The organism is Advenella mimigardefordensis DPN7 (genome assembly GCF_000521505.1).
GTDB lineage: Bacteria > Pseudomonadota > Gammaproteobacteria > Burkholderiales > Burkholderiaceae_B > Advenella > Advenella mimigardefordensis.
Genome location: NZ_CP003915.1, coordinates 1,478,381 through 1,501,928, shown reverse-complemented (window position 1 = coordinate 1,501,928; position 23,548 = coordinate 1,478,381). Strand labels below are relative to the sequence as shown.

Genomic DNA, 23,548 nt, shown 5'->3' with positions numbered 1-23,548 from the left:
GCAGCGCCCCTTGCGTTCGCGGTCGCCCCACAGATAAGGAGTGCATATGACATTACAGATTACCCACCACCCCGAAACAGGCCGCATCGAAGCCAACGTTGACAACAATCTATGCTATATAGAATATCGACTGCAGGCGCCGGTGATGCATGTATTGCACACCATTGTGCCCGACGCGGTCGGCGGGCGCGGTATTGCCGGCAAACTAACCGAATTTGCACTGGACCTGGCACGTGCCAATAACTGGAAAATCAATCCTGTGTGTAGCTACACGGCCGCTTACTTCAAGCGCCATCCGCAGCTGGAACCGCTGCGCACCTGATTCAGGCAGTTGACACGAGATGATTCACCTTGAGTTGACACCTTGAGTTGACACCTTGAGTTGACACCTTGAGTTGACACTACGAGATGATTCACCACAAGATGATTCAATCAGCGGGGGAGCGCTGCCCCCCGTCCTCACTTCAACAACGCAACACCGCCCCCCCACGACGACAAGCGCGACGCTCATGATCGTAGCCTTTTACAACCGCCATTATCAGCGGACCACAGACCGGTGTGCGAGGCTGATCAGTTGGTGATTTTCAGATTCAGTTGCTGTACTGCCTTAAGAATGCCCTGAGGATTGCCCATCTGCGTTTGCATGACGAATGTCATAAGCTGCAAAGGTGGATTGGGACTGGCCTGCACATTCAGGCTCCTGGCCTCGTTTTTCATAAAACGGCTGACCGCCGTACATACACCTTCTGCATCCGCAATGCCAAGCGTGGGAGCCTGCTGGCGGCAGTCGCTTTCCGATTTGGCCAGACGCGCTTCGAACGCCTCTTTCTGTTGCGCTGTCGGATTGCCGTCTACCGGCGCCACACCCTGCTGAACCTTAACCACGCGTGGCATGAGCCCCGCGTCATCAAACTTGATGTTCAATTCTCTTATGGTCACCGGCGACAGCGCACTGATCAGCAGCAGCGGGTTGGACTGTAGTTCTTTTTCACGGGTACGAACCGTATTGATCAATCCGACAATTTTGTCGGCCTTGAGCACCACGTTGAAGTTACCCACTTCGGGCTGATTCAGGGTGATATCGTAGTCGGAGGTATCCTGTTTCTCATTCAGCGTGCCCCTGACCCGTCCGTCCAGCAGCGGCAGGCTGTCATAGCCCAACTGGCCTGCCTTTTCCTTCAAGGCAGCGCTAAACGGACTATTGCCCGTCTCATCGGCCAGACCCGAGAAGGAAAAATCCACTTTTTTATCGTCGCTGCCGGTCTGCAAATCATTCACTTTGACATTTTTAATGGTCAGAAATTTTGCCGGATCGTCTTTGCGCACAACTTTAACGTCATGCAGGGAAGCGCTGCCCAGTATGGATGCATCCAGCGCACCCCAGGTCACATTGTTCTGCATGTCGTTTTCAACCAGATAGGCGTTGAGCTTTTCCTCAACCTGGGTTTTGGCATAGTAGTTAGCACCAAACCAGGCGCCTGCGGCGATCACAGCAACTACGCCCACGGCAAGTGGGAACTTTTTTCCGGCCATTTTGTTTCCTTACGATTCGTTAAGCGGCGGCAAACCGCAACAGACTCCCGTCAGCCTGACACAAAATTGCAAACCCTGCACCAGCGGAAGGAGATTGTAACGGGTTTTGCCCCTGTTGCAGTGGGATCAAGTCAGTCTTATGTCTTATATAAGACATTTGCTAATATAGTGCTAAACCCTTATAATGATAGACGAAAATCATTTCCCTCCTCCTCTATTTCAAGGGTCTTACCATGTTGGAATCCTATCGTCAGCACGCCGCAGAACGCGATGCGCTCGGCATCCCTCCACTTCCTCTTTCAGCACAGCAAACAGCAGCGCTTATTGAGCTGCTCAAGGCACCGCCTGCCGGGGAAGAGGCATTTCTGCTAGACCTGCTGACCCACCGTGTCCCCGCAGGGGTTGACGATGCCGCCAAAGTCAAGGCATCGTACCTGGCTGCCGTCGCCTTCGGCACCGAAAAAATGCCCGCTGATTTCCGAAGAAAAAGCCACTGAACTGCTCGGCACCATGCTGGGCGGCTACAACATCAGCCCGCTGATCGAGCTGCTGGATAATGAAAAACTGGGTACCATCGCCGCAGATGCATTGAAAAAAACCCTGCTGGTATTTGATGCCTTCCACGACGTTCAGGAAAAAGCCGAAAAAGGCAATGCCAACGCCAAGGCCGTACTGCAAAGCTGGGCCGATGCCGAATGGTTTACCAGCCGCCCTGAAGTGCCAGAAAGCCTGACAATCACCGTTTTCAAAGTCACCGGCGAAACCAATACCGACGATCTGTCTCCCGCCCCCGACGCATGGAGCCGTCCGGACATCCCGCTGCACGCCCTGGCCATGCTGAAAAACCCGCGTGAAGGTATCGAACCTCAGGAGGCTGGCAAAATCGGTCCTATCAGCCAATTGAATGCACTCAAGGAAAAAGGCAATCTGGTCGCCTACGTTGGTGACGTTGTTGGTACCGGATCATCACGTAAATCGGCTACCAACTCAGTATTGTGGTTTACCGGCCAGGACATCCCATTTGTACCGAACAAACGCTTTGGCGGCGTCTGTCTGGGCAGCAAAATCGCCCCCATTTTCTACAACACCATGGAAGATGCCGGCGCTCTGCCGATCGAACTGGACGTTTCCAACATGAACATGGGTGACGTTGTAGAACTGCGCCCATACGAAGGCAAAGCCCTGAAAGACGGCAATGTCGTCGCCGAATTCAAGGTCAAATCTGAAGTGCTGTTTGACGAAGTGCGTGCCGGTGGCCGCATTCCATTGATCATCGGCCGTGGCCTGACCGCCAAAGCCCGTGAAGCACTGGGCCTGCCCGCCTCTACCCTGTTCCGCCTGCCGGTTGACCCTGCAAATTCAGGCAAAGGATACACACTGGCCCAGAAAATGGTCGGCCGTGCCTGTGGTCTTCCAGAAGGCACCGGTGTTCGCCCCGGCACCTACTGCGAGCCCAAAATGACTTCAGTAGGCAGCCAGGATACAACCGGCCCCATGACACGTGATGAACTCAAGGACCTGGCCTGCCTGGGCTTCTCTGCTGACCTGGTCATGCAGTCTTTCTGCCACACCGCAGCCTATCCAAAACCCGTAGACGTCAAAACGCACCACGAACTGCCTGATTTCATCAGTGATCGTGGCGGTATCGCACTGCGTCCCGGCGACGGTATCATCCACTCATGGCTCAACCGCATGTTGCTGCCCGACACAGTGGGTACCGGCGGTGACTCGCACACCCGCTTCCCTATCGGTATCAGCTTCCCTGCCGGTTCCGGTCTGGTCGCCTTTGCCGCAGCCACCGGCGTGATGCCACTGGATATGCCTGAATCCGTACTGGTTCGCTTCAAAGGCAAAATGCAGCCCGGCGTGACCCTGCGTGACCTGGTTAATGCCATTCCGCTGTACGCCATCAAGGATGGCCTGCTCACTGTTGCCAAACAGGGCAAGAAAAATATTTTCTCCGGCCGTATTCTGGAAATCGAAGGTCTGCCTGATCTGAAAATCGAACAGGCATTCGAGCTGTCAGATGCATCTGCAGAACGCTCTGCTGCCGGTTGTACCGTCCGTCTGAACAAAGAACCCATTATCGAATATCTGAACAGCAATATCACCTTGCTCAAATGGATGATCGCCAATGGTTACGAAGACGAGCGCTCTCTGGGCCGCCGTATCAAAGCCATGGAAGCCTGGCTTGCCAACCCGCAATTGCTCGAACCCGATGCCGACGCCGAATACGCTGCGGTCATCGAAATCGACCTGGCCGACGTACACGAGCCTATCGTGGCCTGCCCGAACGACCCGGATGACGTCAAAACCCTGTCCGATGTCGCCGGCGCGAAAATCGACGAAGTCTTTATCGGCAGTTGCATGACCAATATCGGACACTTCCGCGCCGCTTCCAAGCTGCTTGAAGGCAAACGCGATATTCCGGTAAAACTGTGGGTTGCGCCGCCAACCAAAATGGACCAGAAACAGCTGACAGAAGAAGGCCATTACGGCGTGCTTGGCGTGGCCGGTGCCCGTATGGAAATGCCAGGCTGCTCATTGTGCATGGGTAACCAGGCACAGGTTCGCGAAGGCGCGACGGTCATGTCGACCAGTACCCGTAACTTCCCCAACCGCCTGGGTAAAAATTCCTTCGTGTATCTGGGATCGGCTGAACTGGCTGCGATCTGCTCACGTCTTGGCAAAATTCCAACACGCGAGGAATACATGGCCGACATGGGTATCATCGACAAAAACAGCGAAAGCATTTACCGCTATATGAACTTCGACCAGATCGAAGACTTCAAGGAAATTGCCGATTCTGTTGGTATCTGACGGCACTATCGGCCTCGGCCACCCTCGCTCACCCCTTCGGGGTTGAGTGATCTGGCTACAAAAAAGTAAATGCCGGCGCGCGTGCGTACGCAGCGCAACGGTACATGTAAACGGCACCCTGCCAGGCGGACTAAAATCCGATTGTCGGCGGTGCCGTTTTTTTGCCTGTTTTCAAAAATGTTTCGCGGCCGCGCCACCACTGCAATCTCAATGCAGTAACATTGCCCGGTGGTACCTGAACACCTCAGGCCCCCTTTCCCTTTCGGATACGCTGCCATGCACCTTGAACACGCCATCCCCATTCTGCGCATTTTCTCCATCCCGCTGGCCGAGACGTTCTATCTGGATTTCCTGGGTTTTACAAAGCGCTGGGAACATCGTTTTGCACCCGATATGCCCTTATATATGGAGATCGCTCGTGACAATCTGGTCCTGCACCTGAGCGAACATTTCGGAGATGGTACGCCCGGCAGCGCGGTTTTCCTGCCCATGGAGGGGATTCACGCACTGCAGCAGGATCTGATCAACAAAAACGCTTCTTTCGCCCGCCCTGACATCACAAAAGAATCCTGGGGTTTCAACATGAATGTCACCGATCCTTTCGGCAACCATCTGAGATTTTGTGAACAGCATCATGAGCACAGCTAACCGGCAGATGGAATGCAAAGCACACTAGCTCCAAAGCACACTAACGGCCCATCACTTGCGGGCAGCATTGCACCCCACCTTGCAATGCGTTTGCTCCGCCACCCGGGAAGCGCGGTAAGCCTTTGCCGGTACTGTATTGGTGAGCCGGCCATAACAGTTTCGCGGCAAAAACCACCTTTGGCTCACAAATTGCGCGGTTTTGCATCAATCGCTTGAAAAGGCGCGCCGGTGGTGGTGTAATCAACAGCATACTTTACCAGATAGACGCTTTATACGAATTAACAAAATTTCTATAAACATGTCTTTTACACAAGACTTGCGGTTCTGTATGGATTAAAGCCATTCCTGTGATGCCGGGCTGTGCCAGTGCGCAACCTGCGCCTCATCTATCAGTCCGAATCATTCCAACTGTCATTATGAACCGAGCTCCATTTCAATTTTCCAAACGTGCTACGCAACTGACCAGCTCCGCCATCCGCGAGATCCTGAAAATTACCGAACGTCCTGAAGTCACTTCATTTGCCGGTGGTCTGCCATCCCATCTGGGTTTCCCCAGCGAGCAGATCCGCGCAGCGTACGACAAAGTCCTGTCTGAATCTCCCAAAGTCGCACTGCAATACGGCCCTACTGAAGGCTACCGTCCATTGCGCGAATGGGTTGTCAGCGACTTCCAGGCCCGCGGCACGAAAATCGATGTGGAGGAAGTGCTTATTGTCTCCGGTTCCCAGCAGGCGCTGGATCTGATTGGCAAACTGCTGATTGATCCGGGTAGCAAAGTGCTGGTGGAATCGCCCAGCTATCTGGGTGCACTCCAGTCATTTTCGCTGTATGAGCCGGTATACGAACCGGTAGCGACCGATGACGGCGGCCTGATCCCTGAAGACATCACGCAAGAGAAAGCGGATGGCGCCCGTTTCATCTACTGCCTGCCCAACTTTCAGAACCCAACCGGCCGCACCATGAACCTGGAACGCCGCCAGGCGCTGGTCGAGCGCTGTGCCCGCCTGAATGTACCCATTGTGGAAGATGATCCTTACGGCGAATTGCGCTATGCGGGCGAACCGCTGCCCGGGCTGCTGCATCTTGGGCGTGAGGCCGGTGCGACCGTTTTGCGCATGGGTTCCTTCTCCAAAGTGCTTTCGCCCGGCATGCGTCTGGGATACCTGGTTGCACCGCGCGAAATCATCGCCAAACTGGTGCAAATCAAACAGGCCACCGATCTGCATACGGCTTCGGTCACCCAGATGGCAGTGTACGAGACCATCAAGGATGGCTTCCTGACCACGCATCTGCCCAAAGTGCGCGAGCTGTATCGCAATCAGTGCCAGTACATGCTTGACGCGATGGATGAGCATTTTCCCAAGTCGGCCAAATGGACTCGTCCTACCGGCGGCATGTTTATCTGGGTAAAAGTAGACGAACAGTTTGACACAACCCAGGCGCTGGCTCAGGCTGTAGAACAGTACAACGTTGCCTATGTACCAGGTGAACCGTTCTACCCCGGCGCCAATGCACCGAAAAACACGCTGCGCTTAAGTTTCGTGACCGTAACCGAAGAAAAAATCCGGTCCGGCATTGCCGATCTGGGTAAACTCTTTACGGCTTAAGGCGGCTGGTCATTTAAATTCATCTGTCATATCCGAAAGGGCGACTATCCTGTGTGGTAGCCGCCTTTTTTGTTGGCTGCCGCACAGGTAAAAAGGAGTAAAATGGTCTACACTTAATACTGTTTGCGCAGAACCGCCACGGAGATGAACATGTCGTTAGTAAGTACCCTCAAAGAATTCAGTATCGGCAACAATACTGCAAACTATTACTCCCTTCCCGAATTGGGCAAACTGCTTGGCGTGGACATCCAGTCGCTGCCGGTTTCCATTCGGATTGTGCTTGAATCGGTCTTGCGTAACTGCGATGGCCAGAAAATTACCGAAGAACATGTGCGCCAACTTGCCAACTGGCAGCCGGTGGCCAAGCGCGAAGACGAAATTCCATTCGTGGTTGCCCGTGTCGTTCTGCAGGACTTTACCGGCGTGCCATTGCTGGCCGACCTGGCCGCCATGCGTGCGGTTGCCGACAAAATGGGCAAGGACCCGAAAAAGATCGAGCCGCTGGTACCGGTAGACCTGGTCGTAGACCACTCGGTCATGATCGACTACTTCGGCACCAAAAATGCCCTGGATCTGAATATGAAAGTGGAGTTTCAGCGCAACCAGGAACGCTACCAGTTCATGAAATGGGGTATGCAGGCCTTTGATACCTTCGGCGTGGTGCCACCCGGGTTCGGTATTGTTCACCAGGTCAACCTTGAATATCTGGCCCGCGGCGTCTACCAGAAAAACAACGTCTACTATCCCGACTCGCTCGTGGGTACCGACAGCCATACCACCATGATCAATGGAATTGGTGTGGTTGCCTGGGGTGTGGGCGGCATCGAGGCCGAAGCGGCCATGCTCGGCCAGCCGGTCTATTTCCTCACGCCCGATGTGATCGGCGTTGAGCTCACCGGCCAGTTGCGCGGTGGCGTAACGGCAACCGATCTGGTGCTCACGCTTACCGAAATGCTGCGCCGTGAAAAAGTGGTTGGCAAATTCGTGGAATTCTGTGGTGAAGGTACGGCAACGCTGTCCGTCACCAACCGTGCCACCATCGGCAATATGGCACCGGAATACGGCGCCACCATGGGTTTTTTCCCGGTAGACGATCACACTATCGAATATTTCAAGGGCACCGGTCGTACCGAGCAGGAAGTGGCGGCGCTGGAAAATTATTTCAAAGCGCAGAACATGTACGGCATTCCCAAAGGCAAGGACATCCGCTACACCAAACTGCTGCACCTGGATCTGTCAACGGTGGCCCCTTCTCTGGCCGGCCCCAAACGGCCACAGGACCGTATCGAAATCGGCCACGTCAAAAATACCTTTGCCGATCTGTTCGTCAAACCGGTTACCGAAAACGGCTTTAATCAGAGTCCTGAAAAATTCGAGCAAACGTTCGAGACCAGCGCTGGCACCAAGCTCAAGAACGGCGATATCCTTATTGCTGCCATTACATCCTGCACCAATACATCCAATCCAAGCGTGATGCTGGCTGCAGGTCTGCTGGCCAAAAAGGCCGTAGAAGCCGGCATGAAAATCTCCAGCCACATCAAAACATCGCTGGCGCCCGGCTCCCGCGTCGTAACGGAATACCTGACGGCAACCGGCCTGCTGCCCTATCTGGACAAACTCGGGTTTGACGTAGCCGCTTATGGTTGCACTACCTGTATTGGCAATGCCGGTGATCTGGCAGCCGATATCAACCAGTCCATCATTGAAAATGACCTGGTCTGCGCCGCCGTTCTGTCCGGCAACCGCAACTTTGAAGCCCGGATTCATCCGAATATCAAAGCCAACTTCCTGGCATCGCCCCCCCTGGTGGTTGCCTATGCCCTGGCTGGCACCATCACCAAAGACCTGATGACCGAACCTGTAGGCAAGGGCAAGAACGGCGACGTGTGGCTCGGCGACATCTGGCCAAGCGAACAAGAGGTGCAGGAACTGCTGGCCACCGCCATGCAGCCCGAGGTATTCCGCAAGAATTACGCCCAGGTCAAAACCAACCCGGGAAAACTATGGGAAAAAATCAAGGGCGTGACCGGCGACGTATACAACTGGCCAGACTCTACCTACATTGCCAAACCGCCATTCTTTGACGCATTTGAAATGACGCCATCACCCATGCCGCCGGTCAAAAATGCCCGTGCGCTGGGTATTTTTGGCGACTCGGTCACCACCGACCATATCTCGCCTGCCGGTTCCATCAAGGAAACGTCGCCTGCGGGCCGCTGGCTCAACGACCATGGCATCATGAAAGCGGATTTCAACAGCTACGGTTCACGTCGCGGCAACCACGAAATCATGATGCGCGGTACGTTTGCCAACGTTCGAATCAAAAACCTGATGATTCCGCCACTGCCTACCGGTAGTCGCGTGGAAGGCGGCGAAACCCTGCACCAGCCAAGTGGCGAGCAGATGTCCATCTATGATGCAGCGATGAAGTACATTGACGATGGCGTGTCTACCGTGGTGTTCGGCGGTGAAGAATACGGCACAGGTTCTTCACGCGACTGGGCTGCCAAAGGAACGCAGCTATTGGGCGTTAAGGCAGTGATTGCCCGCAGCTTTGAACGTATCCACCGCAGCAATCTGGTAGGTATGGGTGTACTGCCGCTGCAGTTCAAAAACAGCGATAGTGTCGATACACTGGGCATCACCGGTACCGAAACTTTTGACATCAGCGGCCTGGAAAACGGCATCAAAGCTCAGCAGGATGTTACGCTAACCATTCGTCGGGACGATGGCAGCACTCAGGATGTCACCGTCCTGCTGCGTATCGATACGCCGATCGAAGTTGATTATTACCAGAACGGCGGCATTCTGCCGTTCGTACTGCGTCAGCTGCTTTGATAAACGCCGGGATTCGCATCGTGCCGGGAAAACAGGCTGAGTCTGTTCAGACCGCGCCTGACACCCACGGCGCGGACGAACCCGCGGTGTTTTACCAGATCAGCGCAGGAGCGCGATCCCAACTTGCTGCCCGAATGGTCTTTAATGGCACTTCGGCAGCGCAACTACAAGTGTGATGAACCGGAAAAAACCAGCCAGCCTGCACGCCAGCGATCAGCCGCTACTCGATTTATGCCTTGCCCTGAAGCAATCAGGCTGCATTATTGAAGATCGCTATTGGGAAAATCTGATTCAAACGTCTCTTCTGGACATCTTCAGACAGAACCGCAAGAAAACAGTGGAGCGACTACTGGATCACTTATCCGATAGCGACTCCGAGACCCACGATATCCTGCTGGAACATGCAGAAACACTATCGGAGTCCTGCGAATGGGTTCACGACGGCGTTATCTACGACTGCGTGTTCGTGGCCATTCCCGCCATTGCCTGGACCCGTTTCGACATTCCACTGCCCATTCTCGATAGCAGCACACTACAAACGCTGGGCACACTGCTCACGCAGCATATTGCCGCCAGTGATGTGCGAATGGCCATCCACCCGCAAATTCTCAGTGTCGATCAGATGCCGCGCTCGTTTACCGGCGTTTTCCAGTGGATGATGGCCATTACCGGCAAAGCTTTCGGTGCTCAGACTCGTTCCGGCGTGCCGGTGGATGATCTATCCGAAGACATGCGCTTAATGTCGGACAGCCGCTTTGTGCTGGCCGCCTTCTGCACGCCCAAAGGACAGGCGGTATTTCGCTGGCAGCAGGCGCCGGGCCAATTCAGTGAGCAACGACAGATCTGCCTTGACACCTGGCGTACCGTGGCAACACCACTGTTCCAGAAGCTGCTACCCGCCTGCGGCATAGAACTCATGCTGCCCGATGCGTTTTATATTGCCAACCGCCAGGCCGACAAACGAATCCGCTTCGCTGCTATTACTGCGGCCACGCAATGGCTGCAAACGGTATTTAACACCACAGCAGATGCATTTCGCGCCACGGTTGCACTGTATCAGGATGACACCCTGCGGGAAATCCGAATCGGCTTCACGCTGCTGCAGTCGCACGAAGTAATCTATGGATGCCTGTGGCCGGTCTTTCCGGACGAAACCGAAGACCAGCAACTGGACACCATTAATGATTTCGCCCAGCTCAACACCCTGCTGGAGCATCTGCAGAACAACGGCATCCGTCATATTACCTGCCTGAAGGAAGTGCTCGATGGCAGCGGTGATGTGTCGGAAGAACCGTTGTTCCCGAACCCTGCCGGGGAACTGATGCCCGTAATGATGCCAGACGTGTCGGAGGATCCCATTGGACGCTTCCACTAAACCCATGGCGCTCGAAAACGCACCTGATATCGATATCTTCTGCCGGGTCGTCGACAATTACGGCGATATCGGCGTGTGCTGGCGGCTTGCCCGCTCTCTGCACCGCGAGTGGCCGGCACGGGTCAGGCTCTGGGTTGATGACCTGGCCGTTTTTAACCGCCTGGCGCCGCAAATCCGGCCAGACCTGGACGAACAACAGCTCGACGGCATTCAGATCATCCACTGGACCGACAGTCCTGCACCACATACGCCAGCCGCATTGGTCATCGAAGCATTCGCCTGTGATCCACCTGAGCAATACATTGATGCCATGCCAGGCCATACCCGGTTATGGCTCAATCTCGAATATTTGTCGGCCGAATCCTGGACTGCGGGTTTTCACGGTCAGCCCTCGCCCCAACGCAACGGCATCACAAAATATTTCTTCTTCCCGGGTTTTTCCGAGCAGACCGGCGGACTGATAGCAGAAGCCGGACTGAGTGAACGCCGGCGCAGCTGGATGCATTCCTCAGCAAAGAAAAAACAGTTTCTGCAGCGGCTTGGCCTGCCGCAGGCTCAGACCTATCTGGAAGCCGACACGCTCTTTGTCAGCCTGTTCTGTTATCCCTCTGCACCCTATCGCAGTCTGCTGCATGCCCTGAGAAAATCACGCAAGCCTGTGGTGCTGCTGGTTCCCCAGTCGGTCGTGCCCCAACTGGAGCGCGATGCCATCACCCAGTTGCATGGTGCGGTGTCCATTCCTGACGCTGGTTTCGATGACGAACCCGTCGCCGCTACCCCTGACACGACATCGGCATCGGCCTCTGGCACCAAAGCGGTGGCCGCAACATCTGAGCGTGGAGCGAATCCGGATCCGGCGCAAGAGGATGCTCCGCAGGCCTCGCCAGCGCCATTGCCGCCAGTCACACTGTTGCGCATCCCTTTTCTGCCTCAGGACGAATACGACCAGTTGTTATGGGTATGCGATCTGAATTTTGTGCGCGGCGAAGACAGTTTTGTGCGGGCCATCTGGTCCCGCAAACCCTTTCTTTGGCAGATATACGAGCAAAGTGAAGACATTCATCTGAAGAAACTGCAGGCCTGGCTTGCGCTCTTCCCAGGACATGAAGAAACCAAAGCCATGATGCGCAGCTGGAACTCTCCTTCCAGGCACGCCTACTTCACCAATCAGCTCACAGCGTTGCTCAATACCCCCGGGCAATTGGATAGCTGGCGCAGAAGCTGTCGCACATTTGCCGAAAATTTGTCTAAAAACAAGACATTATCGGAATCCATCCGGATTTTTTATGAAAAAACGGCCAACTCAGGCTAAAATCATAGTTTTTTCCGCCGGCGTCCGCGTTCAGTCACCGCAAGTGCCAGGTCGGCAGCGGAATCAGCCACATCCATTCCATCCGGAGCATATTTAATGAAAACCGCACAAGAACTGCGCGTAGGTAACGTCGTCATGGTGGGCACCGAACCCCTGGTCGTGCAAAAAGCTGAATACAACAAATCCGGCCGTAACTCCGCTGTTGTTAAACTCAAATTCAAAAACCTGCTGACAGGCTCAGGCAGCGAACAGGTTTCCAAAGCAGACGAAAAATTTGAAGTCGTCCTGCTGGAAAAGAAAGAGTGTACCTATTCGTATTTCGCAGACCCCATGTATGTTTTCATGGACGAAGAGTACAACCAGTACGAAGTTGAAGCAGAAAGCATGGGCGACGCCCTGAACTACCTGGAAGAAGGCATGACTGTTGAAGTTGTGTTCTACGAAGGCCGTGCCATTTCTGTTGAACTGCCAACCATCATTGTTCGTGAAATCACCTACACCGAACCTGCTGTTAAGGGCGATACCTCAGGCAAAGTACTGAAACCCGCTAAAATCAGCACCGGTTTCGATCTGGCCGTACCATTGTTCTGCAATATCGGCGATAAAATCGAAATCGATACGCGCACCAACGAATATCGCAGCCGCGTTATGTAATTCACGCATAATCAAGACAGGCGAATTGGCTATACCCATCGCCAGTCTGATTATGAAAGAGCCCGCCGCCCAGACTGATCTGATCAGCTGGCCCGGCGGGCTTTTTTACGTTGTTGCAGAACGGGTATGAAAAAAGCGACGGCGAACCGCGTGCAACTAGTCCCGGAAGTTGTTGAAGCTTAGCGGCGCATCGGCCACTTCTTTTTTCAGCAGGGCAATTACCTCCTGCAGGACATCCCGCTTGGCACCGGTCACCCTCACCGTATCACCCTGAATACTGGCCTGCACCTTCAGTTTGCTGTCCTTGATGATGCGAACGATTTTCTTGGCAAGATCACCGGTCACCCCTTTGCGGATGGTATTGAACTGCTTGAGTTTGTCACCGGAGATTTTTTCTTCCTTGCCTTTTTCCAGAAACCGCAAGTCTACATTGCGCTTAGCCAGTTTATTGAGCAGCACTTCACGCACCTGCGCCACTTTGAAATCATCATCGGCATAAATGACCAGCTCCAGCTCCTTCTGTTCGATACGGGCGTCAGACCCCTTGAAATCGAAACGGGTGGAAACTTCTTTATTGGCCTGATCGACGGCATTGCGCACCTCTGTCATCTCTGCTTCACTGACCACGTCAAAACTTGGCATTCCTCTCTCCATCTATTGAAATTAAAGAACATTTTACGCGTCCTGCGACACCGTTTCAACGCAGTAATGCCGCAATAGCGAACACAAATATTTATAAAAGCCGGTAAATACTGACAGCAATATGACACGTAAACTTGGTAGACTTGATCTGAGCATTGATAGATGTCAATTGATCTGACTCAGTATGACCACTATCGGTCCCCACCAATGAACAAGGATACCCAATCATGAGTGCACTGAATATACTTGAATCCCTGCTCAGCGCCGGCAAATCGGCCATGAACCAGGCTGAATCATCAGTCAAAAATGCCACGTCCGGCGACAAACCGCTGCTGACCGACGGCGACAAAACAACCCTGAGTGCAGGTGTATTGGGCATGCTGGTGGGGCATAAGGCCAACAGCAACCTGGCCACCTATGGCGGACTGGCCGCGCTGGGTACCGTGGCCTATCGTGCCTACCAACGCTGGCAGGCAAACCAATCTGACCGCCAGCCCGAGATGCAGGCGTCGGCCCCTGCCACTGCAACGGCTCAGCCCCAACCGCCCACCCCCATCAATCAATTGCCGGCAGCCCAGGCAGAAGAACAAAGCAAGGCCATTCTGTCCGCTCTGATTGCCGCCGCCAAAGCAGACGGGCATATTGAAGCAAACGAACAAGCCATGCTGGACCAGTTTTTCAGCAAAATGAGCACTCCCGAAGAACAGGCCTGGCTCAAGGCCGAACTGGCCAAACCGGTAGATCCGGTAGCCGTTGCCAGCCTGGCGACAGACCCGCATCTGGCATCACAAATGTATGCAGTCAGTGTCTCTATTATTGACAGCACCAATTTCATGGAAAAAGCCTATCTGGACGAACTGGCTAAACAACTAGACCTTACACCGGAACTCAAAAACGAACTGGAGACCCAGGTTGCCAAAGCGTAACGCGCTCAAGGCTGGAACGCGGCGATTAAAGAGCGCCGGACCGGCCAGGATCAACCGTTAAACAGGCAATCAAAAAAAACGGCCCGCCTTTGAAGTGACGCCACAAAGTTGGCCATCAATCCAACCCTTGGGGTGCAGTTCACTTAGTCTGGCTGGCGGGCCGTTTTTCTACCACTTACCTGCTTACAAGCATCAGCCGGCACGGAACCGCAATGGGCTCAGCAGCCCCGGGTCCACGCCCTGAACCAGCAAATCGTCCGGCACAGCCTCATTCAAAGCCAGTGCAGCAGCCAGGCGGGAAACCGCGTCCGATGATTGAATCCCGTAGCCGCCCTGTCCGGCCAGCCAGAAAAATCCGTCTGCAGCAGGGTCCCAGCCCAGCACGAGATTGCCATCCGGCGCGAAACTGCGTAAGCCGGCCCAGATGTGCGTTGGCCTGCGAATCTGCAGCGTGGTTGCCTGCTCAATATAATAAATGCCAGTTGCAATATCCAGCTCTTCGGCCACAACATCTTGCGGCTCCACGTCATCTGCATTGGCGGGTGAACCCATCAGCTGACCGGCATCGGGTTTGAAATAATAATTCTCTTCAATATCGCAAACCATGGGCAGCGTCTCCAGGTCCAGCCCTTCGGGCGGACTGAAGGTAAACGCACTGCGCCGCCGCGGCACAATGCCCACAGCAGGCACACCGCAAGCCTGAGCAACCACATCGGCCCAGGCGCCTGCCGCATTAACAATATGACGCGCGCGAAATTGCCGGCCGTCAGCACTTTGCAGCGTCCAGACGCCGTCCTGCCGCGTTCCCTGACGAATATCCACAGAGAAAATCAGCTCGGCGCCGTTACGCTTCATCCCTTTCAGATATCCCTGATGCAAGGCGTTAACATCAATATCTTCGGCATCTCTTTCATAAATACCGCCATACAGATCGTCCGGTTTCATACAAGGCGCACGCTCAAGCACCTGCGCGGCCGTCAGCCATTCCACATTCGGCGCGCGCGCCAGCAGCTCACGATACGTGCTGTCCATGATGTCTTTTTGCGCATGGGTGCCTACATAAATGCAGCCCCTGGGGTGCAGCACCGGATGCTCAGCAAAACCACTGGACTGCGCGTTCTCAAAAAATGCCCGGCAGGCGCGTGTGAGCGCCTGCAACTGTGGCGGACCGTAGGTTTCAATAAACATGGCGGCGGACCGCCCGGTTGAGTGGTATCCTGCGTGGGCCTCGCGCTCAAGCACCAGAATCGTGCCGGGGCGCTGTGACAACTGATAGGCAAAAGAGGCCCCGGCAATGCCGGAACCAATAACTATATAGTCAAACACTGCTGCATCGCTCACAACTTTTCTCCGCTAGGTTGACCGATGACTGCTGTTTTTGTCGTCAGCGCATCGTTACCGTGCCGGTTGTGGCGGGATAACGCCAAACCGGACACACTTTGGATATTATGAATGAGATTAGCTGGAAACGCACGCTCTGCCTGTGGCCCGACAGGGCGATTTTATAACCAGCCGGTCTTGCGAAACTGACGGAACAGCAGCGCGCAAATCAGGAACATCAGCAGCATGACCAGCGGATAACCATAGGTCCAGTGCAGTTCCGGCATATTGTCGAAGTTCATGCCGTAAATGCCGGCAATCGCTGTGGGCACCGCCAGTATCGCCGCCCAGGAAGCCAGCTTTTTGGTGATATCGGTCTGATGCGCCTGGGCAATCATCTGGCTGGCCTCGAAAGCAAACGCCAGCGATTCGCGCAAGGCGTTCATCTGTTCATCAATCCGCGCCACCCGGTCTGCAACGATTCGATAATAGCCCTGGGAATCCTGCTCCACAAAAGCCAGATTCACCACCGACATGCGGGTACAAATCTCGATCACCGGCGCAATGGATGTGTGTACGCGCAGCAAATCACGCCGCATTTTGTAGAGCTTGCGAACATCGGATTCACGAAAGCCATGCAGAATCATTTTCTGTTCCAGCTGCTCTACATCCACCTCAAAGCTGCTGGCCAGCGTGAGGTAACTGTCTGCGAGCCCGTCCAGTATCTCGGCGACCACAAAGTCACTGCCCCGGGCAATCAGGTCCGGCGAGCCTTCCAGGCGCTTGCGCAATGGCGTATTGGTCATTGCCTCGCCCCGCCTGACGGTCAGAATAAAGCTCTGCCCGAAAATCATCTGCATCTCGCCATAGACGATTTTCTTGTTCTGGCGCGAGATCGTCACAGCGACAATCAGAATATAGTCACCATAGTCGATCACTTTCGGACGGTAATGGCGCTTGAGAATTTCCTTGGTCGCCTGCTTGTTGAACGACAGGTTCTTACAGGTCATGCGCAACTCTTCGTCTGTCGGATCTTTCAGACCGGTCCAGAGCAGGTGATCCGCATCGCGCTTGTAACCGGAAATGTTTTCCGGTGCAACAATGGCATGACGCTGGCCACGTAAATATTCAACTGAAGCCACAACGGCCGAGTCGCTATCCGCACTGCTCGTTTTTGCCGGAGTGGCATCCGCAGTTGCTTTTTTCTGCGACACACCAGACGCCTCTGCACTGGCATTCTCACCACCCGTAGCGGCGTCACCCCTCAGATCGTTTGCCTCATCCCGGGGAGCAGCACCCCCCTGCTCATCACTCAGTTTCTCGCTGGTATCGGCTTTTTTTTCATCTTCCATAGCGGACTCCCTGCTTACAGATTGGCGATGATACCACTTTTACCTTACACCCGCGCCTATGGTCATTGCAAGCAATCTCAGGGACAGAAACCGTTATAGTCTGCCAGCCCGCGAGTAATGATCATGCGCTGCACCTCGCTGGTTCCCTCGTAGATCTGGGTAATGCGGGCGTCACGGTAAAAACGCTGCACCGGGTAGTCTTCAAGATAGCCATAGCCGCCATGAATCTGTATCGCCTGCGAGCAGACCTTCTCTGCCATCTCGGACGCAAACAGCTTGGCCTGGGAGGTTTCGGACAAACACGGGATACCCTTGTCTTTCAACGATGCCGCATGCAACACCATCAGCCGGGCAGCGTTCACCTGGGTATGCATATCGGCCAGCATATTGGCGATACTCTGATGATTGATCAGGGGTTCATTGAACTGGATCCGTTCTTTGGCGTAAGCAATCGCAGCTTCAAGCGCCGCGCGGGCAATACCCACAGCCTGTGCGCCAATGCCGATGCGACCGTTTTCCAGATTCGACAAGGCGATGGATAAGCCCCGGCCACGTTCGCCAAGCAGATTTTCCTGATCGATCGTGCAGTTTTCCAGCGTAATGGCGCACGTGTCCGATCCCCGGATACCCAGCTTGCTTTCCACCCGGTTCACAACAAACCCCGGCGTATCGGTGGGTACCAGAAAAGCGGAAATACCGCGTTTGCCCAGATCCGGATCGGTGACGGCGAAAACAATGGCCAGTTTCGCACGCTTGCCGTTGGTCACGAACTGCTTGGCACCGTTAAGCACCCACTTGCCATCCTGCAACTGAGCGCGGGTTTTCAGATTATGCGCCTCGGACCCGGCCTGCGGTTCGGTCAGACAAAAACACGCAATGGCGCGACCACTGGCCAGTTCGGGCAGCCACTGTTTTTTCTGGGCATCATTACCGCTGTTGAGCAGCGTGCCGCAACCGACAGAACAGTGCACAGAGACCAGGGTGCCGGTTGCTGCATCTGCTGCAGAGATTTCCTCCAGCGCCAGCGCATAGGACACGTAATCGGTTTTCGAGCCGCCCCACTCTTCGGGCACCACCATTCCCAGCAAACCCAGATCTCCCATGCGATGCAACACCGCTTCACCGATCCAGCCGGCCTCTTCCCAGGCGGAAGACTGCGGCGCGATTTCCTGCTGGGAAAAGTCGCGCGCCATATCGCGGATCATGCGCTGTTCTTCGCTGAGCGCCGTGTCGAATGTGCTCATTTTTCAACCTTCCCCATAGACTGAATGATGGCGGAAAAATCCAGGTGGCCATTGCCCTGTACGCTGAACGTCTGATACAACTGCTGCGCCGTTGCCCCCATCACTACCGGCACTTTGGCCGCACGGGCCGCTTCAGTGGCCAGCCCCAGGTCCTTGAGCATCAGGTCTGTCCCGAAACCGCCGGCATAACCCTTGGAGGCCGGCGCCGTTTCCACGACCTGCGGCCAGGGGTTATACACTTCAGTGCTCCAGCAACGCCCCGATGAAGTATTGATGATGCCGGCCAGCACCTTGGGATCCATGCCCAGCGATACGCCCAGGCTCATGGCCTCGGCCGCGCCAATCATGGAAATGCCCAGCAGCATATTGTTGGCAACCTTGGCCACCTGCCCATTGCCGGCACCACCGCAATAAACAATATTTTTACCCATTTGCTCCAGAATGGGCCGGGCCTTGTCGAAGGAGGCCTGTTCACCGCCGACCATAAACGTCAGCGTACCCGCTTTGGCGCCTCCCGTACCACCCGAGACCGGTGCATCCAGCATGGCATTCCCCTGCTTCTGCGCTGCTGCCGCAACATCGCGCGATGTTTGCGGATCGATGGTAGATGAGTCTATCAACAGCACGCCGGGATCGACTGCGGCCAGCACCCCGTCGTCCCCCAGGTAAACCTTGCGAACATGCGCCGAGGCCGGCAGCATGGTAATAAGCACCTCGGGGCGGGCAGCGGCCACCTCCTGCGGCGATGCCGCTGCAGTGGCTCCTGCCTGAACCAGTTCCGCCACCGCAGAGGCGACCAGATCAAACACCTGCAACTGATGCCCTGCCTTGAGCAAATTCAGCGCCATGGGCGCGCCCATATTACCCAGCCCGATAAAACCGATATTCATTGCTGTCTCCGTTATTTTTGTCCGGCACACAAGAAGAACACCGTCCCGCCTGTGACCTGAACCCTGTTATCTGTGACCCGTCACGTCCGGTGCCTGCAAAGATATGCAGTCAGGCCGCGACTGGCCATGAACTCATTATACGAAAGAGTCGATACCGCAAGATACTGCGAAATGGTCTTGCAGAATGTCATTTATAAGACGTTCTATGGCCATGTCCACACGCAGTGTCACTCCTGCGCGATCATGCCTGTCTACACAACCCGGGAGATCACCTCGCCGGTGTCAAAGAACCGGTCCAGGTTATCGATCACACGCTGGCTCATCTTCAGACGGGTTTCCACAGTCGCACTGGCCGCATGCGGCATCAGTGTCACACGCTCGTGCTCACGCAGCAGCTGCGGCACTTCCGGCTCGTGTTCAAAGACATCCAACGCCGCGAACCCCAGTTTATCCTGCTGCAGCAACGCAATCATTGCCTGCTCGTCGATCACCGTGCCGCGCGAGACATTGACCACCGTTCCCTTGCCCCCCAGAGCAAGCAACACCTCACGATTAATCAGGTGATACGTGGCAGGCCCGCCTACGCATGTGAGCACCAGGTAATCGGCCCACTCAGCCAGGGCGGTCAGCGACGCTTCGTAGCCATAGGACACATCGGCACGCGCCTTGCGATTATGGTAGCGAATCTCACAGTCAAAACCGCTCAGGCGGCGCGCCACTTCCAGCCCGATGCCACCCAGGCCCACAATACCGACGTTCTTGCCCGACACGCTCTGCGCCAGCGGAAATGCGCCCTCTGTCGGCCAGCGTCCTTCCCGTACATAACGGTCGCCCCGTACCAGCTGGCGGGCGCTGCCAAGCAGCAGACACACCGCCAGATCGGCCACGCATGCATTCAGGACATCCGGCGTATTGCCCAGCTGGATGCCGCGCTTTTTCAGTTCAGTCGCATCAATCGTGTCGTATCCCACGCCAAAACTGCTGACCACGCCCAGGTCGGGCAGGCTGTCAAGCCATTCATTCTTCAATCCATGTCCGGCAGTGGTAACCAGGCCACGCACGCCTTTGCCATGCTCGGCCAGATACGCCTGCGGGTCCGCCTGTTCCCACAGCGCCAGCACCTCATAATTTTCCTGCAAATGACTGTTGACCAGTGGCGTGCCGCTGGCGACCTGAACGATTTTGGTTGTTGCCATATAACCCTCTTCAAAAACAGTGTTGATATCCGCTGAAAAAGAGAATACCACGCCTGTGATCACATGACATGCCCGCAAGGGACGCCGAATCACGCAATCCCACGGCAGGCGGGCATTTTCGAGAATAAATATTGCACTCGTTGTAGAATAATGGGTTACTCCCGAACTCGGGCAACTTTTATTGCAAATTCGATGTCTCTCATAGTCCACAAATACGGCGGAACCTCCATGGGCTCCGTTGAACGAATCAAGAATGTTGCGAAACGCGTGGCCAAGTGGCACAACGCCGGCCATCAGGTCGTCGTTGTGCCCTCTGCCATGTCCGGTGAAACCAATCGCCTGCTGGGGCTGGCCAAGGAAATTTCCGACTTACCCGATGGCCGTGAACTTGATATGCTCGCCTCTACCGGCGAACAGGCAAGCAGCGCCCTGCTCGCCCTGGCCCTTCAGGCCGAGGGCATCAAAGCCCGCAGTTTCACCGGCTGGCAGGTACCGGTCAAAACCGACTCCGCTTTCACCAAGGCACGCATCAAGTCTATCGACGACAAACGCGTGAAGGCCGAACTGGACAGTGGCCGGGTTGTCATCGTTACCGGTTTTCAGGGTATTGACCCGGACGGTCATATCACGACGCTGGGCCGTGGTGGCTCGGATACCTCAGCCGTGGCAATTGCCGCTGCAATCGGCGCCGATGAATGCCTGATCTATACCGATGTCGATGGCGTCTACACCACCGACCCTCGCGTGGTGCCCGAAGCACGACGCCTGTCTGTCATTTCGTTTGAAGAAATGCTGGAAATGGCATCGCTGGGCTCCAAAGTTCTGCAGATCCGTTCTGTCGAATTTGCCGGCAAATATAAAGTGCCCTTGCGCGTCCTGTCATCACTGACCGATCCTGCCATTGCCCTGCAGGAAGAGAAAAATTCAGGAACATTAATTACCTTTGAGGAAGATTCAAAAATGGAATCCGCTGTCATTTCCGGTATCGCGTTCAGCCGCGACGAAGCCAAACTGACGTTGCTGGGTGTACCTGACAAACCTGGTGTTGCCTATGCCATTCTGGGCCCCGTTGCCAAAGCCAATATCGACGTGGACATGATCATCCAGAACCAGTCGGTTGATGGCACCACCGACTTTTCGTTCACGGTCAACCGCAACGAATTCAAACGTGCAACAGAACTGCTTACCGATACCATCCTGCCGGCAGTCGGTGCCCGCGAAGTGCTGACCGACGATAAAGTGTGCAAAGTATCTATCGTGGGTATCGGCATGCGTTCACACGCCGGTGTTGCCAGCCAAATGTTCAGCACGCTGGCAAAAGAAGGCGTCAACATCCAGATGATCAGCACCAGCGAAATCAAGACATCGGTATTGATTGAAGACAAATACATGGAACTGGCCGTTCGCGCACTGCACAAAGCATTCGGCCTGGACCAGGACGCTGCACAGGCCTGATCGCGGCTTAAGCGCCAGGATTACCACAGTATGACGAGACAGGCAGGCGTGCCCGCCCATCGCATTACTGCCACATCCTGGCGTTTTTTCCATCTTATATAGGCATTTTGCGCAAATTTTGTGGCGACGGCTGCAAAAATCGTGTTAGAATCTCGGATTGTTCGGAGACGTGGCCGAGAGGCTGAAGGCACTTCCCTGCTAAGGAAGCATGTGGGCTTAAACCTGCATCGAGGGTTCGAATCCCTCCGTCTCCGCCAAAATACTTTAAAGCCCTTGAAATTCAAGGGCTTTTTCATTTTCAGGCTTAATAACCTATATCTCTACCCATGTTTATTAAGCTGTTGCAATATCATACGCTGCACCGTATTTACAGCTCACCCCTCCCCCTGAGTAAGAACCTGCCCTATCGTTTCATACGCTGCCTGCAACTGCGCCTGGCTGATCACATAGGGCGGTAACAAATACACCGTCTGCCCAATCGGACGAATCAACAGGCCCTTTTCCAGAAAACGCTGATGCAGCTGTCCTGCGGCTTGTGGATACGACGCCGGCAGATCAAAGGCGGCGACGGTTCCGGTCACGCGAGGATGGCGTATTGTCGGCACCTCCTGCTGCAACTGCTGTAAGCCCTCGTAGTGACACTGAGGCAGAACCTGCAATGCATGAGACGTCTCATCGCTCTCCAGCAATGCCATGGCCGCGACTGCGGCAGCGCAAGCCAGCGGATTGGCCGTGTAGGAATGCCCGTGAGAAAATGCCCGCTCAGCCTGTTCAGACAAAAAGGCTTCGTAGATAGGGTCGCCCGTGATCGTCAGGGCCAGCGGCAGAAAACCGCCTGTGATTCCCTTGGAGACGCATAAAAAGTCCGGCACGACGCCTGTCTGTTCAAATGCAAAACGCGTACCGGTACGACCAAAGCCGGTCATCACTTCATCGAAAATCACCAGCGTATCATTCGCCCGGGCCAGCGCACATGCCCGAGCAACAAATTGCGGCCGACACATCCGCATGCCCGCCGCCCCCTGCACCAGCGGCTCGATGATCATCGCGGCAACCTGACCGGCATGCTGACTCAGCGCCGCCTCCAGTGACGCCAGCGCGGCCTGCTCCTTGGCTTGCACATCCGCATCATCCCACCAGATATCCGGAAACGGCACGGCCACCGATTCAAAAAACAGGGAACGGAATTGATCATGATAACCACAATGCGCACCAACGGACATGGCACCGAAGGTATCGCCATGATAGCCACCTTCAAATCCGATAAACAGCTTGCGCTGCTGCCCATGCGCATTGCGCCAGTACTGGTGCGCCATTTTCAGCGCAACCTCGACGGCTGTTGAACCGTTATCGGAAAAGAAAAACTTGTGCAGTTGTGTAGGCAGCACGGCACTGAGTGCCTCGCACAATTGCACCGCCGGCTCATGCGTGCAGCCGGCAAACAGCACATGCTCCAGCCGGTTTGCCTGCCCGGCAATGCTTTGCGCAATAGGCGCACAAGCATGTCCGAACAGATTCACCCACCAGCTCGATACCAGATCAAGATAGGCATTATTGTCGGTATCGAAAAGCCATGGGCCACGTCCATGCGAGACCGGCAGACGTGGCGCGGCCGTATGTTCCTGCGTGAACGGATGCCACACCAGTGCCTTATCCCGCTCTGCCAGCGTGCGATTGCTTTTACCGTTTCTGCTTTTACTGTTCTTGATTTTACTGCGCTTCATTTCACCATTCAT

General features: G+C 55.1%; 17 protein-coding genes, 1 tRNA gene and 1 pseudogene. 11 read left to right on the top strand and 8 right to left on the bottom strand.

Annotated elements, in window-relative coordinates; all coding sequences use genetic code 11:
* Positions 1 to 46 precede the first annotated feature (46 nt).
* A complete protein-coding gene (locus tag MIM_RS06985; RefSeq protein WP_025372041.1) occupies positions 47 to 322 on the top strand; it encodes a GNAT family N-acetyltransferase in 276 nt (91 codons plus the stop codon).
* A 248-nt stretch (positions 323 to 570) separates the two neighbouring features.
* Here MIM_RS06985 and MIM_RS06980 read toward each other — a convergent pair whose 3' ends face one another.
* The gene (locus MIM_RS06980; RefSeq protein WP_025372040.1) at positions 571 to 1,533 is read right to left on the bottom strand and encodes a hypothetical protein; all 963 of its coding nucleotides are present in this window, start codon (positions 1,531 to 1,533) and stop codon (positions 571 to 573) included.
* A gap of 233 nt (positions 1,534 to 1,766) precedes the next feature.
* Here MIM_RS06980 and acnB point away from each other — a divergent pair.
* From acnB to efp, 7 genes and pseudogenes are all read left to right on the top strand, one after another.
* Positions 1,767 to 4,353 (top strand): annotated as a pseudogene (acnB, locus tag MIM_RS06975) (bifunctional aconitate hydratase 2/2-methylisocitrate dehydratase).
* A gap of 276 nt (positions 4,354 to 4,629) precedes the next feature.
* Positions 4,630 to 5,001, top strand: coding sequence for a glyoxalase superfamily protein (locus MIM_RS06970; RefSeq protein ID WP_025372039.1), 372 nt, complete (start codon positions 4,630 to 4,632; stop codon positions 4,999 to 5,001).
* A gap of 416 nt (positions 5,002 to 5,417) precedes the next feature.
* On the top strand, positions 5,418 to 6,608 hold the full coding sequence (locus MIM_RS06965) for an aminotransferase-like domain-containing protein (protein ID WP_025372038.1): 1,191 nt from the start codon (positions 5,418 to 5,420) through the stop codon (positions 6,606 to 6,608).
* Between the two features lie 150 nt (positions 6,609 to 6,758).
* The gene (acnA, locus tag MIM_RS06960; RefSeq protein ID WP_245592830.1) at positions 6,759 to 9,446 is read left to right on the top strand and encodes an aconitate hydratase AcnA; all 2,688 of its coding nucleotides are present in this window, start codon (positions 6,759 to 6,761) and stop codon (positions 9,444 to 9,446) included.
* A 175-nt stretch (positions 9,447 to 9,621) separates the two neighbouring features.
* Positions 9,622 to 10,821, top strand: coding sequence for a DUF2863 family protein (locus MIM_RS06950; RefSeq protein WP_025372035.1), 1,200 nt, complete (start codon positions 9,622 to 9,624; stop codon positions 10,819 to 10,821).
* Complete coding sequence (locus MIM_RS23485) at positions 10,805 to 12,133, top strand: elongation factor P maturation arginine rhamnosyltransferase EarP (RefSeq protein ID WP_245592829.1); 1,329 nt, start codon at positions 10,805 to 10,807, stop codon at positions 12,131 to 12,133. Before MIM_RS06950 ends, MIM_RS23485 begins: the two co-directional genes overlap by 17 nt.
* A gap of 96 nt (positions 12,134 to 12,229) precedes the next feature.
* Positions 12,230 to 12,787 (top strand): elongation factor P, encoded by a 558-nt coding sequence (efp, locus tag MIM_RS06940; protein WP_025372033.1) that lies wholly within the window; start codon positions 12,230 to 12,232, stop codon positions 12,785 to 12,787.
* A gap of 156 nt (positions 12,788 to 12,943) precedes the next feature.
* Here efp and MIM_RS06935 read toward each other — a convergent pair whose 3' ends face one another.
* On the bottom strand, positions 12,944 to 13,429 hold the full coding sequence (locus MIM_RS06935; protein WP_025372032.1) for a YajQ family cyclic di-GMP-binding protein: 486 nt from the start codon (positions 13,427 to 13,429) through the stop codon (positions 12,944 to 12,946).
* Between the two features lie 227 nt (positions 13,430 to 13,656).
* On the opposite strand from MIM_RS06935, the gene MIM_RS06930 reads away from it, so the two are divergent.
* Positions 13,657 to 14,355, top strand: a complete 699-nt coding sequence (locus tag MIM_RS06930; protein ID WP_025372031.1) for a tellurite resistance TerB family protein — start codon at positions 13,657 to 13,659, stop codon at positions 14,353 to 14,355.
* A 192-nt stretch (positions 14,356 to 14,547) separates the two neighbouring features.
* Here MIM_RS06930 and MIM_RS06925 read toward each other — a convergent pair whose 3' ends face one another.
* The 5 genes from MIM_RS06925 to MIM_RS06905 form a co-directional block, all read right to left on the bottom strand.
* Positions 14,548 to 15,696, bottom strand: a complete 1,149-nt coding sequence (locus tag MIM_RS06925; protein WP_025372030.1) for an NAD(P)/FAD-dependent oxidoreductase — start codon at positions 15,694 to 15,696, stop codon at positions 14,548 to 14,550.
* Positions 15,697 to 15,857: 161 nt separating this feature from the next.
* A complete protein-coding gene (locus tag MIM_RS06920; protein ID WP_025372029.1) occupies positions 15,858 to 17,027 on the bottom strand; it encodes a magnesium and cobalt transport protein CorA in 1,170 nt (389 codons plus the stop codon).
* 77 nt (positions 17,028 to 17,104) lie between these two features.
* Positions 17,105 to 18,271 (bottom strand): acyl-CoA dehydrogenase family protein, encoded by a 1,167-nt coding sequence (locus MIM_RS06915; RefSeq protein ID WP_025372028.1) that lies wholly within the window; start codon positions 18,269 to 18,271, stop codon positions 17,105 to 17,107.
* Positions 18,268 to 19,161, bottom strand: a complete 894-nt coding sequence (gene mmsB / locus MIM_RS06910) for a 3-hydroxyisobutyrate dehydrogenase (RefSeq protein WP_025372027.1) — start codon at positions 19,159 to 19,161, stop codon at positions 18,268 to 18,270. The genes MIM_RS06915 and mmsB overlap by 4 nt, the downstream gene beginning before the upstream one ends.
* A gap of 251 nt (positions 19,162 to 19,412) precedes the next feature.
* On the bottom strand, positions 19,413 to 20,357 hold the full coding sequence (locus tag MIM_RS06905) for a 2-hydroxyacid dehydrogenase (protein ID WP_025372026.1): 945 nt from the start codon (positions 20,355 to 20,357) through the stop codon (positions 19,413 to 19,415).
* 192 nt (positions 20,358 to 20,549) lie between these two features.
* Here MIM_RS06905 and MIM_RS06900 point away from each other — a divergent pair, with 192 nt between their 5' ends.
* Both MIM_RS06900 and MIM_RS06895 read left to right on the top strand, forming a co-directional pair.
* Complete coding sequence (locus tag MIM_RS06900) at positions 20,550 to 21,812, top strand: aspartate kinase (RefSeq protein ID WP_025372025.1); 1,263 nt, start codon at positions 20,550 to 20,552, stop codon at positions 21,810 to 21,812.
* Between the two features lie 163 nt (positions 21,813 to 21,975).
* A tRNA-Ser gene (locus MIM_RS06895) sits at positions 21,976 to 22,069 on the top strand.
* A 117-nt stretch (positions 22,070 to 22,186) separates the two neighbouring features.
* On the opposite strand, the gene bioA is transcribed toward MIM_RS06895, so the two are convergent.
* Positions 22,187 to 23,536 carry an adenosylmethionine--8-amino-7-oxononanoate transaminase gene (gene bioA / locus MIM_RS06890; protein ID WP_042071063.1) on the bottom strand — a complete coding sequence of 450 codons (1,350 nt, stop codon included), beginning with the start codon at positions 23,534 to 23,536 and terminating at the stop codon, positions 22,187 to 22,189.
* Positions 23,537 to 23,548 lie beyond the last annotated feature (12 nt).